This window comes from Streptomyces sp. BBFR2, assembly GCF_044497305.1.
GTDB lineage: Bacteria > Actinomycetota > Actinomycetes > Streptomycetales > Streptomycetaceae > Streptomyces.
The window spans coordinates 5094624-5114232 of record NZ_CP172415.1 but is presented as its reverse complement, the minus strand read 5'-3'; the positions used below and the strand labels follow the sequence as shown (position 1 = coordinate 5114232).

General features: G+C 73.4%; 19 protein-coding genes and 1 pseudogene. 10 read left to right on the top strand and 10 right to left on the bottom strand.

The features are described from left to right. Window positions 1-40 precede the first annotated feature (40 nt). The 7 genes from ACGH2B_RS20805 to ACGH2B_RS20775 all read right to left on the bottom strand — a co-directional run bounded on the left by ACGH2B_RS20805 (window position 41) and on the right by ACGH2B_RS20775 (window position 6361). Window positions 41-268 (bottom strand): hypothetical protein, encoded by a 228-nt coding sequence (locus ACGH2B_RS20805; RefSeq protein WP_399091830.1) that lies wholly within the window; start codon window positions 266-268, stop codon window positions 41-43. Between the two features lie 365 nt (window positions 269-633). Further along, entirely contained in the window at window positions 634-1383 is a 750-nt protein-coding gene (gene npdG / locus ACGH2B_RS20800) for an NADPH-dependent F420 reductase (RefSeq protein WP_399091827.1), read from the bottom strand. Between the two features lie 91 nt (window positions 1384-1474). Beyond that, the gene (locus ACGH2B_RS20795; RefSeq protein ID WP_399091824.1) at window positions 1475-2320 is read right to left on the bottom strand and encodes a carbohydrate ABC transporter permease; all 846 of its coding nucleotides are present in this window, start codon (window positions 2318-2320) and stop codon (window positions 1475-1477) included. Next, a complete protein-coding gene (locus ACGH2B_RS20790) occupies window positions 2317-3297 on the bottom strand; it encodes a carbohydrate ABC transporter permease (RefSeq protein ID WP_399091821.1) in 981 nt (326 codons plus the stop codon). The genes ACGH2B_RS20795 and ACGH2B_RS20790 overlap by 4 nt, the downstream gene beginning before the upstream one ends. Beyond that, window positions 3294-4625: an ABC transporter substrate-binding protein gene (locus tag ACGH2B_RS20785; protein ID WP_399091818.1), complete on the bottom strand. Its 1332-nt coding sequence runs from the start codon at window positions 4623-4625 to the stop codon at window positions 3294-3296. The genes ACGH2B_RS20790 and ACGH2B_RS20785 overlap by 4 nt, the downstream gene beginning before the upstream one ends. Beyond that, window positions 4622-5167, bottom strand: coding sequence for a hypothetical protein (locus tag ACGH2B_RS20780; RefSeq protein ID WP_399091815.1), 546 nt, complete (start codon window positions 5165-5167; stop codon window positions 4622-4624). The genes ACGH2B_RS20785 and ACGH2B_RS20780 overlap by 4 nt, the downstream gene beginning before the upstream one ends. Window positions 5168-5677: 510 nt before the next feature. Beyond that, entirely contained in the window at window positions 5678-6361 is a 684-nt protein-coding gene (locus ACGH2B_RS20775; RefSeq protein WP_399091812.1) for a FadR/GntR family transcriptional regulator, read from the bottom strand. 189 nt (window positions 6362-6550) lie between these two features. On the opposite strand from ACGH2B_RS20775, the gene ACGH2B_RS20770 reads away from it, so the two are divergent. The 3 genes from ACGH2B_RS20770 to ACGH2B_RS20760 all read left to right on the top strand — a co-directional run bounded on the left by ACGH2B_RS20770 (window position 6551) and on the right by ACGH2B_RS20760 (window position 9910). Further along, window positions 6551-7510 (top strand): dihydrodipicolinate synthase family protein, encoded by a 960-nt coding sequence (locus ACGH2B_RS20770; RefSeq protein WP_399097181.1) that lies wholly within the window; start codon window positions 6551-6553, stop codon window positions 7508-7510. Between the two features lie 51 nt (window positions 7511-7561). Continuing rightward, entirely contained in the window at window positions 7562-9124 is a 1563-nt protein-coding gene (locus ACGH2B_RS20765; protein ID WP_399091809.1) for a sialate:H+ symport family MFS transporter, read from the top strand. 165 nt (window positions 9125-9289) lie between these two features. Then, window positions 9290-9910 (top strand): hypothetical protein, encoded by a 621-nt coding sequence (locus tag ACGH2B_RS20760; protein WP_399091806.1) that lies wholly within the window; start codon window positions 9290-9292, stop codon window positions 9908-9910. Between the two features lie 83 nt (window positions 9911-9993). On the opposite strand, the gene ACGH2B_RS20755 is transcribed toward ACGH2B_RS20760, so the two are convergent. Both ACGH2B_RS20755 and ACGH2B_RS20750 read right to left on the bottom strand, forming a co-directional pair. Continuing rightward, on the bottom strand, window positions 9994-11073 hold the full coding sequence (locus ACGH2B_RS20755; protein ID WP_399091803.1) for a substrate-binding domain-containing protein: 1080 nt from the start codon (window positions 11071-11073) through the stop codon (window positions 9994-9996). A 217-nt stretch (window positions 11074-11290) separates the two neighbouring features. Further along, on the bottom strand, window positions 11291-11521 hold the full coding sequence (locus ACGH2B_RS20750) for a hypothetical protein (RefSeq protein WP_399091800.1): 231 nt from the start codon (window positions 11519-11521) through the stop codon (window positions 11291-11293). A gap of 67 nt (window positions 11522-11588) precedes the next feature. Between ACGH2B_RS20750 and map the strand changes: the two genes are divergently transcribed. Together map and ACGH2B_RS20740 are read left to right on the top strand one after the other, a co-directional pair. Next, complete coding sequence (gene map, locus ACGH2B_RS20745; RefSeq protein ID WP_399091797.1) at window positions 11589-12446, top strand: type I methionyl aminopeptidase; 858 nt, start codon at window positions 11589-11591, stop codon at window positions 12444-12446. A gap of 143 nt (window positions 12447-12589) precedes the next feature. Continuing rightward, a pseudogene (locus ACGH2B_RS20740) lies at window positions 12590-13268 on the top strand (heme oxygenase (biliverdin-producing)). An 88-nt stretch (window positions 13269-13356) separates the two neighbouring features. Here the strand turns inward: ACGH2B_RS20740 and ACGH2B_RS20735 are convergent. After that, window positions 13357-14016, bottom strand: a complete 660-nt coding sequence (locus ACGH2B_RS20735; RefSeq protein WP_399091794.1) for a PhzF family phenazine biosynthesis protein — start codon at window positions 14014-14016, stop codon at window positions 13357-13359. 132 nt (window positions 14017-14148) lie between these two features. Between ACGH2B_RS20735 and ACGH2B_RS20730 the strand changes: the two genes are divergently transcribed. From ACGH2B_RS20730 to ACGH2B_RS20710, 5 genes are all read left to right on the top strand, one after another. Next, on the top strand, window positions 14149-14460 hold the full coding sequence (locus ACGH2B_RS20730) for a hypothetical protein (RefSeq protein WP_399091791.1): 312 nt from the start codon (window positions 14149-14151) through the stop codon (window positions 14458-14460). A gap of 723 nt (window positions 14461-15183) precedes the next feature. Then, the gene (gene efeO / locus ACGH2B_RS20725; protein ID WP_399091788.1) at window positions 15184-16332 is read left to right on the top strand and encodes an iron uptake system protein EfeO; all 1149 of its coding nucleotides are present in this window, start codon (window positions 15184-15186) and stop codon (window positions 16330-16332) included. Then, window positions 16329-17639, top strand: a complete 1311-nt coding sequence (efeB, locus tag ACGH2B_RS20720; RefSeq protein WP_399091785.1) for an iron uptake transporter deferrochelatase/peroxidase subunit — start codon at window positions 16329-16331, stop codon at window positions 17637-17639. The genes efeO and efeB overlap by 4 nt, the downstream gene beginning before the upstream one ends. 60 nt (window positions 17640-17699) lie before the next feature. Beyond that, window positions 17700-18692: an iron uptake transporter permease EfeU gene (efeU, locus tag ACGH2B_RS20715; RefSeq protein WP_399091782.1), complete on the top strand. Its 993-nt coding sequence runs from the start codon at window positions 17700-17702 to the stop codon at window positions 18690-18692. Beyond that, entirely contained in the window at window positions 18679-19554 is an 876-nt protein-coding gene (locus ACGH2B_RS20710; protein ID WP_399091779.1) for a hypothetical protein, read from the top strand. The genes efeU and ACGH2B_RS20710 overlap by 14 nt, the downstream gene beginning before the upstream one ends. Window positions 19555-19609: the final 55 nt, after the last annotated feature.

Below are 19609 nucleotides of genomic sequence, written 5' to 3'. Positions count from 1 at the left end.
GACGGGCGCGGGCCGCGCCCGCCGGGCCCGTCCCGCCGGCTCAGAGTCCCGTGCCCGCCGGCTCCGCCTCGGCGGCGCGGGCCAGCCGGTCACGGCGGACGTAGAACCACGCCATGTTGCTGGAGATCCCGGCCATCAGGATCCAGACGACGCCGAGCCAGCTACCCCGGACGAACGAGACGACGGCTGCCGCCACGGCGAGAACGCAGACCACGACGGCGAAGACGGCCAGTCGCGGGGCCGGGCGGGACGAGGGAACGGAGGGCATGGGGGTCGGCTCCTGTCGGGAATGGTGTGGTCCCTCCCAGTGTCCCCCATGAGATCCCCGGGCCCGGCGGGGGTCGGGGCCGGGGTGCGCCGGACCGGCCGCGCCCCCTCACCGGGCGGGGCGGCGCCGGGCACGCCCCCGCCGGACCGCCCCGCACCGGCCGCTCCCCCGCCGAGCACGGGCGTACGCCCGAACGACCGGCCGTACGCCCGCCGGGCCCGGGACACGGCGGGCCCGGGACACGGCCGGGCCCGGGACACGGCCGGGCCCGGGACACGGCCGGGCCCGGGACACGGCCGGGCCCGGCGCCCGGACGCCCGCCGTCAGGCGCCCGTCCGCGGCCGGCCCCGGCCGGTCCCCGCGGCTCAGACGTCCGTGAGCCGCACGCCCGCGTGAGCCTTGTAGCGGCGGTTGACGGAGATCAGGTTGGCGACGAGGGATTCGATCTGGTGGGCGTTGCGCAGGCGGCCGGCGAAGACGCCGCGCATGCCGGGGATGCGGCCGGCGAGGGCCTGGACGAGGTCGGTGTCGGCGCGGGATTCGCCGAGGACCATCACGTCGGTGTCGATCTCGTGGGTCTCCGGGTCCTGGAGGAGGACCGCGGAGAGGTGGTGGAAGGCGGCGGTGACGCGGGAGTCCGGCAGCAGGGCTGCGGCCTGTTCGGCGGCGCTGCCCTCCTCGGGCTTGAGGGCGTAGGCGCCCTTCTTGTCGAAGCCGAGGGGGTTGACGCAGTCGATGACGAGCTTGCCGGCCAGCTCCTCCCGGAGGGATTCGAGGGTCTTGGCGTGGCCGTCCCAGGGCACCGCGACGATCACGATGTCGCTGCGGCGGGCGCATTCGGCGTTGTCGGCGCCCTCGACGCCGTGGCCGAGTTCGGCGGCGGCGCTCTGCGCGCGGTCGGCGGCGCGGGAGCCGATGATCACCTTCTGTCCGGCCTTGGCGAGCCGGTAGGCGAGGCCGCGGCCCTGGTCACCGGTGCCGCCGAGGACGCCGACGATCTGCCCGGAGACGTCGGGCAGGTCCCAGGGGTCGCGCTTGAGGGCGGCCTTGGCGCGGGTCGCGACGTTCTCGGAGAGGGCGGGATCGGCAGCGGGGGTCTGGTCAGCAGTAGTCATGGCAGTGATGGTGCCATGGGCGGCGGGGACGCGGATCAGCCTGTGGACAACCTTGTCGATCTTGTTCCGGGGCGCCGCGGGAGCGCCCCCGTCACGCCTTGAGACCGCCGTCGGCCAGCCCGGTGCGCCAGTACCGCTGGAGGACCGCCATCAGGATCATCAGCGGGACGACGGAGAGGAGCGCGCCGCCGACCGTGTACTGGTAGAGGACGGGGAGGCGGTCGGCGTAGCCGGTCCAGGTGGTGAGGCCGAGCTGGACGGGGTAGAGCCGCGAGTCGGAGAGCATGACCAGCGGCAGGAAGTAGTTGTTCCAGATGTGCACGAACTGGAACAGGAAGACGGTGACGAGGGCGGGCGTCATCAGCCGCAGCCCGAGTGCGGCGAAGATCCGCGTCTCGCCCGCGCCGTCGAGACGGGCCGCCTCCAGGAGCGCGTCCGGGACGGCGGCGGTGGCGTAGATGCGGCAGAGGTAGACGCCGAACGGACTGACGGTGCCGGGCAGCAGGACGGCCCAGTAGGTGTCGGCGAGGCCGAGACCGCCGAAGAGGAAGTACAGCGGCAGGGCGAGGGCGGTGCCCGGGAGCAGGACCCCGGCGAGGACCACCCGGAAGACCGTCTCGCGGCCGCGGAAGCGGTACTTGGCGAGGGCGAAGCCCGCGGCGGCGGCCAGGAGGGTGGCGGCGGTGGCGCCGATCCCGGCGTAGAGCAGGGAGTTGGCGAACCAGCGGAGGTAGACACCGTGGTCGTAGGTGAGGACGGCGCCGAGGCGGTCGAGGAGGTGGGGGTGGGAGAGCCGGAAGCCGAAGGTGCCGAAGAGGTCGGCGGTGCTCTTGGTGGCGGAGACGGCGAGCCAGTAGACGGGGGTGAGGAAGTAGAGGGCGGCGACGGTCAGGAGGGTGGCGGTCAGGATGCGGTGGCGCAGCGGCGGGGCGGTCATCCGCGGTCCGTTCCGCGTCCGGCGAGCCGCAGGAAGCCGAAGGACAGGACGCAGGCGACGAGGGCGAGCAGCACCGCCTCGGCGGCGGCGGTGTGCGGATTGTCGCCGGTGAACGCCGCGCTGTAGGCGTGCAGATTGGGGGTGTAGCCGGAGTCGATGGTGGCGGCGAGGGGGCGCAGCACCATCGGTTCGGCGAAGAGCTGGAGCGTGCCGATGATGCTGAAGAGCCCGGTGAGGACGAGCGCGGGCCGGATCAGCGGGAGCTTGACGTGCCGGGCGAGCTGCCAGGCGTTCGCCCCGTCGATACGGGCGGCTTCGTACAGCTCCGGTGGTACGGCCTTGAGCTGGGCGATCAGGACGAGCATGTTGTAGCCGGTGAACTGCCAGGTCACGATGTTGGCGAGGGACCACAGGACGGTGTCACGGGCGAGGAAGTCGACGTGGACGCCCAACTGCCCGGCGATCTCCACGAGCGGGCTGATCCCGGGGACGTAGAGGAAGCCCCACAGGAGTGAGGCGATGACGCCGGGGACGCCGTACGGGAGGAAGAAGGCGGTCCGGAAGAAGGGGACGCCGCGGGCGCTCGCGCTCTCCAGGAGGAGGGCGAGGGCGGTGGCCAGCGCGATCATCAGGGGGATCTGCACGGCGCCGAAGAGCAGCACGCGGCCGAAGCCGGCGAGGAAGGTGGGGTCGCCGAGGGCCCGCGCGTAGTTGTCCAGCCCGGCGAACGTCTCGGTGGGGTGACCTCCGAGCCCCAGCGGTCCGGTGCGGTGGGTGCGGTGGAGGCTCTCGTACACCGCGTAGGCGAGCGGGGCGAGGAAGCAGAGCGCGAAGAGGCCGAGGAAGGGCGCGAGGAGGACGGCGGCGGCGCGGGTGTGCCGGCTCCGGGCGCGGGCGGCGGGGCGGACGCGCGGGGGGCGTGCGGGGCGGGCCTGCGCGCGGGGGGCGCGCGGGCGGTCGGGGACGGTGCGGCTCATGTGCCGCTCACCGCGTCGAGGCCCTTGTCGCGGAGGTCGGTGACGGTGGCGCGCCGGACGTCGGCGAGGGCGGCGCGGAACGGTGTGCCGTCGCCGAGGGCGCGGGTGAACGCGTCGCCGAGGCGTTGGTAGAGGGTGTCGACACCGGGGCCCCAGCGCCAGGCGGTGTCGACGTGGGCGCCGGCGGCGGCGAAGACCTTGCCGTATTCCTGGCCGCCGAAGAAGGTGCGTTCGGCGTCGAGATCCGCGGTGGCGTAGCCGGTGGCGGCTCCGGGGAATCCGTATCCGCCGTCGATGAGAAGGGCGAGGGATCGCGGGTCGGTGTTGAGCCAGAGGGCGAATTCCAGGGCGTCCTCGGGATAGGAGGCGGCGGCGAGCACGGCGGTGGTGGAGCCGCCCCAGTTCGCCTGCGCGTCGGCGCCTTTCCTCCATTGCGGGAGGGGTGCCACGCGCCATTTCCCGGCGGTCGCGGGGGCGTTTCCGGCGAGCAGCGCATCGCCCCAGGCGGCGCCGATCCAGGCGGCCATGGCGCCGGTCTGGATGTCCTTGTACCAGGCGTTCTGCCGGTCCGGAATCGTCTTGACGAGTTTCCTTTCGACGAGGGACTGCCAGTAATCGGCGACGCGGCGGGTGGGGGCGTCGTCGAGGCTGACGGTCCAGGTCTCGCCGCGGACGGTGTACCAGGCGGCGCCCGCCTGCCAGGCGAGACCGGCGAAGCGGTTGCCGTTGGCGGGGGCGAAGGTGTCGATCCAGGCACCTTTTTCGCGGATGGCGATGGCGGCGGCTTCGTACGCGTCCCAGGTTTCCGGGGGTTCGATGCCCCATTTCCCGAAGAGGTCGTGCCGGTAGAAAAGGGCCATGGGGCCGGATGCCTGGGGAACGGCGTAAATGCCGTCGCCGAAGACGCATTGCCGCCACTGCCAGCCGACGAAGCGTTTCCGGTGCCGGGCGGCGCCGAGGGACGCGAGGTCGTAAAGGCCGTTGTCGAGCAGGAATCCGGGCAGGACGGGGTATTCGATCTGGGCGAGATCCGGCGGATTTCCGGCTTTGATGGCGGCGTGCAGTTTCGCGTACTGCTGGCCGCCCACCGCGGAGACCTTTTCGACGGTGATGTGGACGTCGGGGTGGGTGCGGTTCCAGAGATCGACGGGTTTGTCGATACCGGGGACCCAGGACCAGAAGGTGAGCCGGATCTTCTCGCCCTTCTTCCGGCGGCGGGGCGCGGCGGGCCGGTCGGTGGCGCCGGAGCACCCGGCGAGGGCGGGAGCGGCGAGGGCGGCGGCTGCCGTGGCCAGGACCGTTCTGCGACGCGGCGGGCGGTGGATCACAGCAGGTCCTCCACGGGGATGCGGCGGAAGGTGAGGGTGGCGTACGCACTGACGTCGCCGGTTTCGCGGCGGGGTCCGACGGTGGCGGGGCCGGTGCGGACGAGGGCGCCGTAGGCGGCTGGGCGGCCGGAGACGGTGTGGACGGGGCGCCGGGCGCGGCCGTGGTGGCGGTCGGCGCGGACGGTCATCCGCGCGCGGGCGGCCGGGTCGGCGGGCCCGGAGTGCGGCAGGGTGCCGTGGCCGTCGAGGGAGAGGGGGCGGCCCTGGCGGGCGGGGCCGGTCGCCCCTGCCTGCGGGCGGAACGGCGTGGTGAGGCGGGCGCCGCCGTCGGCGGAACGGGCGGCGGCGCGGCGCCGGGCGGCGGGCGCCTGGTCGCGGGTGACGAGGTGGAGCGTGCCGCCGGGCAGTTCGGCGGCCAAGTGACGGCGCCCCTCGGCGAAGGCGAGGAGCGCCCCGGAGCGGGCGCGCACGACGGCGGGGATACGGAAGGCGGTGCGACTGTCGTCCCCGGCGCGGTACGGCACCGACGTCTCGTATGCCACGGGGCACCCCCATCGGCCGGACGTAGGACGTCCCTCGTCCTGCGGTGACCATAAGGAGCGCCCCATAGAGCGTCAAGAGACCGGACATATCCCGGTTTCGTGTCGCGGGGGTCGGCTACGAGATAACTGACGGAGCGTTAACTTGCGGTGAACTGGGGCCGGTTGGGGGGCGGGGCGAGGGCGGGCGACTGCCGGGTCGTGGCCGGTGGGTGGGGGGATCGGCTCGCGCGAGGCATCCCGCCGCCCGGGCCGCATCCGTCCCGCCCGGGGCGCCGCCGGGCGGCCGGGAGAGACACGAGCGGCCGACTCCCGGGAGAACCGCTGTGCGAGGCCCCTCGGAGCCGGCCGCACAGGGCGCCCTCGGAGCCGTCCGCGCGGGGCACCCCGGGCAGCCGCCCGAGCCGCGCCCCCCGGGGCGTCACCCCACGCCCGCCCGGGAGCGCCGCCAGGGCCGGTCCGGGCCCGCGCCGCAGCCACCCCGCACCTGCGGCATCTCGCCCGCGTCCGCCCCTACTCCGCCAGCCGTCGCCGGATGTCGCCGAAGTGGCGGTGCATGGCCTCGACCGCGCGGTCACCGTCGCCCTCCTCCAGGGCGGCGACGATCTCGGCGTGCTGATGGTGGGTCACCCGCGGGTCCTGGGGGCCGTCGGCGAGGTCGTCGCGGACCCGGCGGAGCGCGTCCCAGAAGGCGTCGAGGACGTCGCTGAGCAGTTGGTTGCCGAGGGAGCGGTAGAGGGCGAGGTGGAAGGCGCGGTCGGTGGCGCCGTCGACGTGCCCGGCGGCGGCCTCCTCCCCCATCCGGGCGACGAGCCCCTTGAGGACGGCGAGGTCCTCGGGCGGCAGATCGCGGGCCACGGTGGCGATCAGTCCGGACTCCAGCGCCTCGCGGACCTCCATCAGCTCGTAGAGGCTGGATTCGCCCTGGTGGTGGCGGACGGCGGCACGGAAGGCGATGCCCTCGACGAACGGTTCGAGGGTGAGGGGGCCGACGTAGGTGCCGAAGCCGTGCCGGATCTCGACGATGCGCATGGCCTGGAGCGCCTTCAGCGCCTCACGGACGGAGTTGCGGCTGACATCGAGGAGGGCGACGAGATCGGCTTCGGTGGGCAGCGGGTCGCCGGGGGTGAGCCCGCGCTCCAGAATGAGCTGCTTGATCTGCGCCTGAACGTCCTCGGACAGCGTGCCTCGCGCCATGAATCTCCCTCTCCCGCGTCTGCCGTGCGGCGGTCCGCGACCCGTCCCCGGACGGGGGCCGGGACCCTTGACCGACCGCGTGTCCACGGGGCTATTGTGACCCAAGACATAGGACATCCCATGTCCGATGTCCCATGGGACGGTGCGCCCGAGCGCGTCCGCCCGACCCGCACCACCGCTGGAGAGCCCATGGCACTGCCCGCACCGCTGCACGGCGTCGTCCCCCCGGTCTGCACCCCGCTCGATCCGTCCGGTGACGTCGACACCGCCTCCCTCACCCGCCTGGTGCACCACCTCCTCGACGGCGGCGTCCACGGGCTGTTCGCACTGGGCTCGACCGGAGAGGTCGCCTACCTCACCGACGAGCAGCGCGCCCAGGTCCTCGACACCGTCGTCCGGGCGGCCGGGGGCCGCGTCCCGGTGCTCGCCGGCGTCATCGACACCACCACCCGCCGCGTCCTCGCCCACGCCGCCACCGCCGCCCGCCTCGGCGCCGACGCCCTCGTGGCCACCGCGCCGTTCTACACCCGCACCCATCCACGCGAGATCGCCGCGCACTTCCGCCGGATCCGCGCCACCGCCGGCCTGCCGCTCTTCGCGTACGACATCCCGGTCGCCGTGCACACCAAGCTGCCCGCCGCGCTGGTGCGGGAGCTGGCGGCGGACGCCACGCTGGCCGGGCTCAAGGACAGCAGCGGCGACGAGGGCGGGCTGCGGCGGCTGCTGGTCGCGCTGGGCGGCCGCACCGGGCGCCGCACCGGCCCGGCGCCCGGCTTCACGGTGCTGACCGGCTCCGAACTGACCGTGGACGCCGCGCTGCTGGCGGGCGCGGACGGTGTGGTGCCCGGCCTCGGCAACGTCGACCCGGCCGGGTACGTCCGCCTGTACGACGCGGCGCGGGCCGGGGACTGGGCGGCGGCCGCCGCCGAACAGGAGCGGCTGGCGGCGCTGTTCGCCATGGTGGACGTCGGCCCGGAGGAGGCGATGGGGCGCAGTTCGTCGGCGCTCGGGGCGTTCAAGGCGGCGCTGGCGCTGCGCGGCGTCCTCGCGCACGGCACGACCGCCGCGCCCCAGCTCCCGTTGGACGCGGCGGCCGTCGCCGAGGTCGGCCGACTGCTGACCGCCGCCGGACTGCTCCCGGCGCGGTGAGGCCCGCGCCACCCCCGTAGACCGCGCACGTCCGGCCCCTTGGGAGGCACCGTGCCCACTGTGCAGCAGCCGCCCCGGGGCGGCGTTCCGTGGTACCGGGAGGTGGGCCGTGCCCGGTGGAAGGCGTTCTTCGCCGCCTGGCTCGGTTACGTCCTCGACGGTTTCGACTTCGTCCTGATCACGCTCGTCCTGACGGAGATCGCCGACGAGTTCGGCCTGGACACGGTGGAGGCGGCGAGCCTGGTGTCGGGGGCGTTCATCACCCGCTGGCTGGGCGGTGCGGTGCTCGGGGCGGTCGGCGACCGCTTCGGGCGGAAGACGGCCATGACCGCGTCGATCGCGCTGTACTCGTGCGCCACGTTCGCCTGCGGCTTCGCCTGGGATCACACCAGCCTCTTCACCGCCCGGCTGCTGATCGGCATGGGCATGGCCGGTGAGTACGGAGCGAGCGCGACGTATGTCCTGGAGAGCTGGCCGGCCCGGTTCCGGGGCCGGGCGAGCGGCTTTCTGATCTCCGGTTTCTCCCTGGGCTCGGTGGCCGCCGCCGAGTGCTACAAGTGGGTCGTCCCGGCGCTGGGCTGGCGCTGGATGTTCTATCTGGGGCTGGTGCCGCTGACGGTGGCGTGGTGGGTGCGCCGGTCGCTGCCGGAGACGGCCGAGTGGCGGGCGGCCGCCGGGGCGGGGGCGGCGGCGCCTAACCCCTTCCGGCCGCTGCTGGCGACGCCGCTGCGGGCGACGGTGAACTCCCTGGTCGCGGCGGTGGCGGCGGCCGCGCTTTTCGGGGTGTTCACACCGGTCGGCGCGGGCGCGGTGCCGCAGTTGGCGGTGGTGGGCGGGCTGGCCCTCGTCGCGCTGGCGGTGCAGTTGGGCGGCGCCCGCGGCTGGGTGCTGTATCTCGCGCTGAGCGGCACGGTGTTCGTCGCGTTCCTCTACAGCTGGCCGCTCCAGGCGCTGCTGCCGACGTATCTGAAGACGGAGCTGCACTACGACGCGGGGCAGGTCACCGGCGTCCTGTACTTCGCGGGGTTCGGCACGATGGCGGGTTGCTGGCTGGCGGGGTTCGCCGGGGACCGCTTCGGGGCGCGGCGGGCGTACGTCTGCACGCTGCTGGCGTCGCTGCTCTTCGTCTTCCCGGTCTTCGCGGTCGCGGACCACCTGCTCCTGCTCGGGGCGTCGCTCTTCGTGCTCCAGGGGCTGAGCACCGGGGTCTCCGGGCTGCTGCCCCGCTACCTCGGCGGCCACTTCCCGACCGCGGGCCGCGGCGCCGGGCTGGGTTTCACGTACAACGTGGGCGCGTTGGGCGGCGCGGTGGCGCCGGTGCTGGGCGCGCGGCTGGCCGAGGGCCGCTCCCTGGGCGGCGCGCTGGCCGGTCTGACATTCGCCGGAACGCTGCTGGTGGTGGCGTTGATCGGCGGCGACGTACCGGGCCGCCTGCACCGGCTGTGGAACCCGGACGCGCCCCGCGACCACCTCGCGGCGGAGGCGGAGGACGCGGGAGCGGCCGCGACGGCGGGCCGGGAAGCGCCGTACCGGGGAGCACCGGGCCAAGGACGGCCGGGCCGGGAACCCCCGGCCCGTGAGGCGCCGGGCGGGAAGGCCCCGGAGCGTTCCTGACCGGCGCGCCCGGCGTACCCGACCGGCGCGCCCGTCGTTGCCCGGCGTACCCGACCGGCGCGCCCCGGCCCCGACCGGCGCGCCCCCGGGGCGGCGTCCCCTTTCGGGTGATGCGGGGGTCGACCGCCGCGGGGGGAGGGCGGGCCCACGGGAGGATGCCGGGCCATGGATGCCGTACGGGTCGCGTTGCTGCGTGATGTTCTCGCCGGGACGGAGTGGTTGCAGGCCACCCGCCGCTTCGCCGGGGCGCTGCGCTCCTCGGTCGTCCCGCACGGCGGGTTGCTGCTGGTGGGCGGCGAGGCGTACGAGCCGTGGCATCTGGCGGCGCATCTGGACGACGAGGCGGCCTGGTCGGGGCTGCCGGAGCTGTCGCCGACGCTGGTACGGCACCGGGCGCCCGCCGGGAGCCCGGCGCATCTGTCGGTGACCACCGACCGGCTGGCGTCGGCCGGGCGGGGCGACACCCTGCTGGTCGTCTCGCCGTGGGCGCCGGGCGCCGGGCTGCTGGAGCGGGTGCACGACGCCCGGCGCGGCGGCGCCACCGTGCTGACGCTGGACGGCGGGGACGGTGAGCTGCGCACGCTGGCCCACGACGCGCTGACGGCGCCGCCGTCGGCGGGCGAGGGCCCCGACGCCTCGCCGCTCGATCTGGACACGGTGCAGCATCTGGTCAGCGCCGCCGCCGGGGAGAACCACGGGCCCGCCCCGCGCGGCGGCCGCGGCTTCCGCGACCGGCTCTCCCGCCTGGCCGACGCGCTGACGGCGCCGCCGCCCCCGCGGTGGTGACACCGGGGGCCGGGTGCGGCGCGGCGGTGTCGGTGGTGACGTGCGCGGCGGGCCCGGCCGGGGGCGGCGCGGCGGCGGGTGCGTCAGCCGATGCCGAGTTCCTTGCAGTCGGCGGCCAGCTCCGCGGTGCAGATGAGGTCGGGGCGTACCGCGCCGTCGCGGATCACGGTGTCCGCCAGGTTTTTCCGGGTGACGAGCTGTGCGTTGAAGAGCTTCGCGGGAATATGCGAGCGGCTCTTGCTGTCGACGGTTGCCGGAGCCTGTGAAGTGATGCTCTTTCCCTGGAGCAGATCGACGGCGATTTCTCCGGCGGTTTGTGCCTCGGGCCGGACTTCCTTGTAAACGGTGAAGGACTGAACCCCCTTCACCAGCCTTTGCAGTGCGGCGAGTTCGGCGTCCTGGCCGCCGATCGGAACGTCGCGCACTCCGGCCGTTTCGAGTGCGTCGGCGGCGGCGCCCGCCATTCCGTCGTTGGCGGCGTAGACCGCGTCGAATCCCGTCGGGCCGAGGGTGTTCAGGGCGGTGGCGAACTTCTTCCGGGCCAGTGGGATGGACCAGCCGGCGACGTCCTTCTCGTAGACGACCCGGCCGACCTTGCGGTCGAGGACGGCGTGGGCGCCCTTCTTGAAGGCGACGGCACTGGGGTCGGCGGGCGAGCCGTTCAGCATCACCACGCGGGCGGTGGCGGCGCGCGCTCCCAGGGCTGTGACCAGGCCCTCCGCCTGGAGTTTGCCGATCTTCTCGTTGTCGTAGGAGACGTAGGCGGAGATGGCGCCCTCGGCGAGGCGGTCGTAGGCGACGACCTTGACGCCCTTCTTCGCGGCGGCGTCCACCCACGGGCCGGCCGCCTTGGCGTCGACCGCGTCGAGGACGATGACGCGGATGCCGTCGCGGACCATCTCCTCGAACTGGCGGCGCTGGGTGTCCTCCTCGCCCAGGGCATTGCGGTATTCGAGCTTGCATTCCAGGCAGCGGGAGGCGATCTTCGCGGCCATGATGCGGCGGTCGAAAGTGTCGTACCGCGGGGCCTTGTCCGGCAGCAGCAATCCGATGGAGCTGTTGTCGCCTTGCGCCTTCGGCTGTTCGCTTCCGCAGGCGGCCAGCGGCAGAGCCAGAGAAAGGGCCAGCGCGCCGGTGACCATATGGCGCGTTCGTGCGTTCATTTCGTTTTTCTCTCCCCGTTGGCTGCCGGAACGGCTGAAGTGAACGCCACTACCACTCGTAACGTCAAGAATCGGGAGAGTAACGATACGAAATCGCGGAAATGCGCCGTTACGGCGACGGGAGGCGGGGCTCGGGGGCCGCGGGCCGGGGAAATCCGGGGCCGGACGGCGGGGGCCGCCCCGGCCGGGCGGGCCGGGTGAGCGGGCCGCCCGGGGGTCAGGACTCCGGGTCGTCCTTGGTGCCGCGGTCGTGCCAGCGGGGGTCGGTCTCCCACTCCAGATTGCGTTCGCGGGCCGTCTCCATGGCGTGGGCCGCCTCCTCGCGGGTGGCGTACGGCCCGAAGCGGTCGGCGGCCCGGCATTCGGGGCCCTCTTCCACCTTCTGGTGCCGCAGGCAGTAGAACCACTCGCCGGGCCTGCCCTCGGTCCGTCTCTTGAACAGCGCCATCGCCGCCTCCTGAGGTCCGTTTCCGTGCCGCCATCCTGCCCGATGGCCCGCCGATACACTCGCTGGCATGTCTGGCCAGTCGCTTCTTGCCCCGGGGAAGATCTCCCCCACCCGCCCCGTCCCCGCCTCGATCCCGCGGCCCGAGTACGTCGGGAAGGCCGCGCCGACCCCGTACAGCGGTCCCGAGGTACAGGACGCCGAGACGATCGAGCGGATGCGGATCGCCGGCCGGATCGCCGCGCAGGCGATGGAGGAGGCCGCCAAGATCATCGCCCCCGGTGTGACCACCGACGAACTCGACCGGGTGGCCCATGAGTTCATGTGCGACCACGGCGCGTACCCGTCCACGCTCGGCTACCGCGGCTTCCCCAAGTCGCTGTGTTCCTCGCTGAACGAGGTCATCTGCCACGGCATCCCCGACTCGACCGTCCTGAAGGACGGCGACATCGTCAATCTGGACGTGACCGCGTACATCAACGGTGTGCACGGCGACAACAACGCCACGTATCTGTGCGGCGATGTCGACGAGGAGTCGAAGCTGCTGGTGGAGCGGACGCGGGAGGCGCTGAACCGCGCGATCAAGGCGGTCAGGCCGGGGCGGCAGATCAACATCATCGGCCGCGTCATCGAGTCGTACGCCAAGCGGTTCGGCTACGGCGTCGTGCGGGACTTCACCGGGCACGGCATCAACACGTCGTTCCACTCCGGGCTGATCGTTCCGCACTACGACAGCCCGCACCACACGACGGACATCGTGCCGGGCATGACGTTCACCATCGAGCCGATGCTGACGCTGGGCTCGTACGACTACGACATGTGGGACGACGGCTGGACGGTCGTCACGAAGGACCGCAAGCGGACCGCGCAGTTCGAGCACACGCTCGTGGTGACGGATACCGGCGCGGAGATCCTCACGCTGCCCTGACCGGCCCGGGGCGCACCGCGTTCGCCGCGCGGTGCGCCCGCGTCGAGGTTTTTACCGACAGTTCGTCGGGAACGGGTTGACCGGGGCGACCGCCCAGCATCTACTAAGGCATACCTAACTTCATCCGTTCCCGGAGGTCAGCCTTGGAACCGACCAGCACGGCCTCGTCCGAGCCCGCCGCCTTCTCGACGCAGCTCCGTACCGCCTCACGGCCGCAGCACGACGCCACCTCGGGCGATTCATTCCTGGCCGACCTGATCGGCGCCCGGCACGGCGTGCGCGCCTACCGCTGCTACACCGAGCAGCTCTGGTTCGTCTACGGCGCGCTGGAGGAGGCGGCGGAGCGGCTGGCCGGGGACCCGGTCGCCGGGCCGTTCGTCCGGCCGGAGCTGGCCCGGACGCCGGAGCTGGCGCGGGATCTGGCTCATTTCCAACGGCCCGTCCTGGCGCGCGCGGGTGGCGCCGCTGCCGGAGACGGTGGCGTACACCGACCGCATCCGGCACTGCGCCCGCCACTGGCCCGGCGGCTACGTCGCGCACCACTACACGCGCTACCTCGGCGATCTCTCGGGCGGGCAGGTGCTGCGCGCCACCGCCGAGAAGGAGTGGGGTTTCGCGCCCAAGGGCGACGGGGTGCGTTTCTACGTCTTCGAGCGGATCGCCAATCCGGCCGCCTTCAAGCGGGAGTACCGCGCGCTGCTGGACGCGGTCCCGGCGGACGATCTGGAGAAGCAGCGGATCATCGACGAGTGCAAGCGGGCCTTCGCGCTGAACGACGCGGTCTTCCACGCGCTGAGCGAGCGCTTCCCGTTGAGCGCGTAGCGGCAGCGGGGCCGGGCGGGGCGGGTCCGGGGCGGCTTTCGCCCCGGACCCGCCCCTTGCGGCTCCCCTTGCGTTTCTCCTTGCGGTGTCAGGCCCGGCGTGCCCGGCCGCCGATCTCGACGGTGCCGTCGGGGCCCGGCCGGGTGAGGATGCGGGAGGCGGCGCCCTGGCGGATGTCGAGGGGGCGGCCGAGGGCGTCGGCGAGGAGGAGTGCGGCGGCGCCGGTCGCCTCGTCCTCGGCGATCCCGTCGCCACGGCGGGGGAAGCCGCGGGCGCGTACCGTTCCGGCGGTCTCGTCCTGCCAGGCCCAGGCGTACAGCCAGCCCTCGCCGGGCGGCGGTGCGGGCAGCGCGTCGACCTCGGCGGGTGAGCCGTACCGCACGCAGCGGCGTTCGGTGACCCAGGCGGCACGGCCGCGCACCCAGACGGTGTCGCCCTCGTAGGTGACGGGCACCTCCCCGGCCGGTGGGCGCAGGACGGCGGGCGGGTGGCCGAGGTCGCGCAGCAGCCAGGCGAGGCCGACGAGGGGGTGGCCGGCGAACGGGAGGCGGACGGAGGGGGTGTGGATGTCGACGGCGCCGCGCGCGGGGTCGTCGAGGAACACCGTTTCGCTGTAGCCGAGTCCGGCGGCGAGGGCGGTGCGCGCGGCACGGCCGGGCAGGGCGGCGCCGTCGCGGACGACGCCGAGCGGGTTGCCGCCCGCGCCGTCGTCACCGCAGAAGACCCGGAGCACTTCGATGTCGGTCATCGGATCATTGTGGGACCACTGTCATGTGACGCAGGTCACATGGCGTGATGTCATACGGGGCGGTGCCCGGATCCGTGTGCAGGGGGACGGGGCCGCGACGGAGCCCCGCACCACGGGGAAAGGATGCACACCATGCGTAACAGGCGAATCCTCGGCAGCGCGTTCGCGACCGCCGCGCTGGCGGTGGCCGCGCTCGGCGCGGCGCAGACCGGCGCCAGCGCCGCGCCCGCCGCCGAGGCGAAGGCCGTCGCACCGGCCGCCCACGCCGCCCCGCAGCACAAGCCGATGGACGGCCCGCCCGGAACCGTCTGGACGGGCAAGAAGTTCTGGACGCTCAGCGGCTGCCAGGAGGCCGGTACGGACCTGGTCTCCAGCGGCAAGTGGGCGGACCCGTTCTGCGACGGCGGCGGCCTCCAGTACGACCTGTGGGCGCGCCCGCTGTAACGGACACCGGAGCCCGGCCGGGCTCCCGGCACCGCCCGCCCCCCGCGGAACCGCGGCCGCGCGGGGCGGGCGGTGCCCCCTTCACGTCATGGCGGAGCCGGGCGGCCGCGCCCCCTTCACGGGGCGCCCGCCCGGCTCCGTCGCGTGGGGGCGGGAAGTCGCGGCGGCGGGGTGGGGGCGGGGGCGGCGGTGCAGAGCCGGCACCGCGCGACGAGGCGGGGCCGGGCCGGGCCGGGCCGGGCCGGGCACAGGGTCGCGGTACGGGCCCGGCACCGCACATCGAGGCGGCGCGCTCCGGGGCAGAGCCCGGCCGGGAAGCGGGGCGGGCAAGGCGAGGCGGTGCGGGCGCGGGTCCGGCGGCACGACGAGGCGGGGCCGGGCACGGGTCGCGGTACGGGCCCGGCACCGCACATCGAAGCGGCGCGCTCCAGGGCAGGAGCCCGGGGCCGGGAAGCGGGACGGGCGGGGCTGGCGGCGCAGGCGCAGGGGCCCGCGGTGGGCGACAGCCCGGGGCAGGGGGCCGTCATGACCACCTGGCGCCCCCGCTCCTTACTTGACTTTTCGCTGACTCTCCCATGACGGAATCCCGACCGTTCCGTCACCGTGCCGTGTCCCGTGAGAGCCGGATCACGGGCGTACGAGGGCATCTTTCAGGTAAGCCTCAGATAACTTAGGTCCGCCTTATCGCCCCCATCCCGTTCCTCGCCTCCACTGGAGCCCCGCATGCGAGCCCTCCGCTCACCCGTCGTCGCCGCCATCGCCGTGGCCTCGGCTCTGACCGTCGTCTCCGGCTGCGCGGCCAAGAGCGACGGCAAGGGCGGCAAGGGGGTGATCGAGGTGACGGCGAGCGACAGCGCCTGTGAGCTGTCGGGTGACACGTTCCCCGCCGGGCACGTCCGCTTCGCCGTGCAGAACAAGGGCGCCAAGGTCACCGAGGTCTATGTCTACGCGCCCGGCGACCGCATCGTCACCGAGCGGGAGAACATCGGCCCCGGCACCAAGGCGGAGATCACCGCCGAGATCAAGCCGGGCCACTACGAGGTCGCCTGCAAGCCCGGGATGAAGGGCGACGGCTTCCGCCGGAAGGTGACCGCCGAGGGCAAGGGCGCCGACGCGAAGCGGGACCCGCGGCTGGACGCCGCGGTCGCCGCGTACCGCACCTACGTCCAGCGGGAGGCGGACCGGACGCTGCCCGCCGCGCGGAAGTTCGCCGACGCGGTGCGCGCCGGGGACGTCGCGGAGGCGAAGAAGACGTACGCCCTCTCCCGTGTCGGGTGGGAGCGGACGGAGCCGGTCGCCGAGTCGTTCGGGGACATCGACCCGAAGGTCGATGTGCGGGCCGACGGGCTGGAGGACGGCCAGAAGTGGACCGGCTGGCACCGGCTGGAGAAGTCCCTCTGGCAGGAGAAGAAGATCACCGCGGACGACAAGAAGCTGGCCGCGCGGCTCATCACCGACCTGAAGGACTGGCAAAAGCGCGTCGGCACCGCCGACATCACGCCGACCAGCATGGCCAACGGCGCCAAGGAACTCCTCGACGAGGTCGCCACCGGCAAGGTCACCGGTGAGGAGGAGCTCTACAGCCACACCGACCTGGTCGACTTCCAGGGCAACGTCGAGGGCGCGCAGAAGGCGTACGAGCTGCTGAAGCCGGTGGTCGCGAAGAACGAGCCGGAGCTGGCGAAGGAGCTGGACCGGCAGTTCACCGCGATCCGCGCGCAGCTCGACGACCACCGCGACAAGGGCTCCGCCGACGGCTTCGTCGCGTACGACACGGTCGGCAAGGCGGACCGCAAGAAGCTGTCGGACAGTGTGAACGCGCTGGCCGAGCCGCTGTCGAAGCTGGCCGCCGCGGTGGCGGTGACCAAGTGACCGGGTCTGCCGGGGAGACGCCCGCGGCGCCGGCGCCCGCCGCGGAGAAGGCGGCGCCGTCGCGGCGGAAGCTGCTGGGCTGGGGCGGTGCGGGGCTGGCGGTGGGTGCCGTCGCGGCGGGCGGCAGCGCCGTGGCGCTGCGGTCCGGGGACGCCGCTCCGGCGGGCGCGGACGCCGTCGCCGGTGCGGCCGTGCCGTTCCACGGCGCGCACCAGGCGGGTATCGCCACCGCCGTCCAGGACCGGCTGCACTTCGCGGCGTTCGACGTCATCACCGACGACCGCGAGGCGCTGATCTCGCTGCTCAAGGAGTGGACGAAGGCGGCTGCCGCGATGACGGCGGGCGACCCGGTCGGCGACGGCGCGGTCGGCGGGCTCGCCGAGGCGCCGCCGGACGACACCGGGGAGGCGCTCGGGCTGCCGCCGTCCCGGCTGACGCTGACGTTCGGCGTGGGGCCGACGCTCTTCACCAAGGACGGCAGGGACCGCTTCAAGATCGCCGACCGGCGGCCGGACGCGCTGATCGATCTGCCGCAGTTCCCCGGCGACAACCTCGACAAGGCGCGCAGCGGCGGCGACCTGTGCGTCCAGGCGTGTGCGGACGATCCGCAGGTCGCGGTGCACGCGATCCGTAATCTCGCCCGGATCGGCTTCGGCAAGGTCGCGATCCGCTGGTCGCAGTTGGGCTTCGGCAAGACGTCGTCGACGACGCCGGGCGCGCAGACGCCGCGGAACATGTTCGGTTTCAAGGACGGCACCGAGAACGTCGCGGGCGACGATCCGAAGGCACTGGACAAGCACGTGTGGGTGCCGCCGTCGGAGGCGAAGGGCGGTGCGGCGTGGATGGCCGGCGGCTCGTACCTCGTCGCGCGGCGCATCCGGATGCACATCGAGACGTGGGACCGCACCTCGCTCAAGGAGCAGGAGGACGTCTTCGGGCGGGACAAGGCCGAGGGCGCCCCGGCGGGCCGCAGCCATGAGCGGGACGCGGTGCATCTGCCGTCGATGCTGCCGACGGCGCACGTCCGTCTGGCGCACCCCGACAGCAACGGCGGGATCCGTATCCTGCGCCGCGGCTACTCCTTCACCGACGGTACGGACGGGCTGGGGCGGCTGGACGCGGGGCTGTTCTTCCTCGCGTACCAGCGCGACGTGCGCCACGGGTTCGTGCCGTTGCAGCGGAAGCTGGCGCGGCACGACGCGCTCAACGAGTACATCCAGCACGTCGGTTCCGCGGTGTTCGCGGTGGTGCCGGGTGTCCGGGACGCCGCCGACTGGTGGGGCCGGGCGCTGTTCACGTCCGCCTGAACCGCCCGCGCCACCGGCGCCGTACGTCACGAACGCCATGAAGGAAGAGAAGGGACCGACGTGTTCGGCAACTATCTGATCGGTCTGCGCGAGGGGCTGGAAGCCAGCCTCGTCGTCTGCATCCTCATCGCCTATCTGGTCAAGACGGGGCGGCGGGAGGCGCTGCGTCCGGTGTGGGCGGGTATCGGGCTCGCGGTGCTGCTGTCGTTCGGGTTCGGTGCGGCGCTGCAGTTCGGCTCGCAGGAGCTGACGTTCCAGGCGCAGGAGGCGCTGGGCGGTTCGCTGTCGGTCATCGCGGTGTGCCTGGTGACGTGGATGGTGTTCTGGATGCGGCGTACCGCGCGGCATCTGAAGAAGGAGCTGCACGGCAAGCTGGACGCGGCGCTGGCGATGGGCACCACGGCGCTGGTGGTGACCGCGTTCCTGTCGGTGGGGCGCGAGGGCCTGGAGACCGCGCTGTTCGTCTGGACGGCGGCGCAGTCGGCGCAGGACGGCGTGCGGCCGCTGGTCGGCGCGCTGTTGGGCCTGGCCACGTCGGTGGTGCTGGGCTGGCTGTTCTACCGGGGCGCGGTCCGTATCAACCTCGCGAAGTTCTTCACCTGGACCGGCGGGATGCTGGTGATCGTCGCGGCGGGCGTCCTCGCGTACGGCTTCCACGATCTGCAGGAGGCGGGCTGGCTGCCGGGGCTGTCGTCCCTGGCGTTCGACATCAGCGAGCAGATCCCGGCGGACAGTTGGTACGGGACGCTGCTGAAGGGGATCTTCAACTTCCAGCCGGATCCGACGGTGCTTCAGGTCGTGGTGTGGGCGGTGTATCTGGTCCCCACGCTCGCGGTGTTCCTGTCCCCCGGTAGGGTGGCGCCGAATCCTGCCACCCCGGCGGCGTCCGCGTCCGCCCCGGTCGCCCCGAAGGAGCCCGAGCCCCATGACACGCAGGTCGCCGTTCCGGGTGTCGCTCGCACTGACGTCGGCAGCGGCGGCGCTGGCGATGCTGACCGGGTGCGTGACGGTGCACGGCGAGCGGGAGATCGTCCCGGCGGTGACGAAGGCTGACGCCGCCAAGGCGCTCCAGGACTTCACCAAGGGCTTCAACAAGGCGGCCCGCACGCTGGATCCGGCCGTCAATCCCACGTACGAGTCGGACGCGCTGCTGATGATCGACCGGGCGGGCATCAAGGCGTCGCACGCCGTCCGCCCGGGGGGCAATCCGCACGCCGCCCCGCTGACCTTCCGCGACCCGCGTTTCACGGTCCCGAAGCAGGCGGGGTGGCCGCGTTTCTTCGTCGCCGACGCGGTCACCAACCGCAAGGACGGCAGCGGGCGGTACTCCCACTGGTTCCTGGTGTTCAGCCGTGACGCCGCCGACGCCCCGTGGCGGGCGGTCTACATGACGGCGCTCTCCGGCGCTCAGGCGCCGCGGTTCAAGACGGACGCGGACGGGTTCGCGGAGCCGGTGCCGGTGGGCGGTGACAGCGGTCTGGTGGTGGATCCGGGGAAGCTGAGCACGGCGTACGCGGATTATCTGCGGACCGGCGAGGGCGGTCTGTTCGCGCCGGGGCCGCGGACCGACGCCTGGCGCCGGGACCGGGACGCGAAGTCCCGCACGCTCGAATCGCGGATCCAGTGGCTGGATCAGCCGGCGCGGTTCACTCCGGTGGCGCTGCGCACGGAGGACGGCGGTGCGCTGGTGTTCTTCGCGAGCTTCTACCACCAGCAGAAGACGGTGTCCGAGGGCTCGACGATGCAGGTGTCGCCGCAGGTGCAGGGCGTGATGGACAAGCCGGTGGAACAGGCCACGAAGATCACGCTGACGAATCTGACGGCGCAGGCGGTGCAGGTCCCGGCGAAGAGCGCGGGCGGCAAGGTCACGGTGTTGAACTACGTCGAGGCGCGGACGTCGGCGAAGGTGCCGTAGCCGCGGGCGCCGGGTGCGGCGCGGCGGCCGGTGGCCGGGGGCGCGGTGCGGCGGT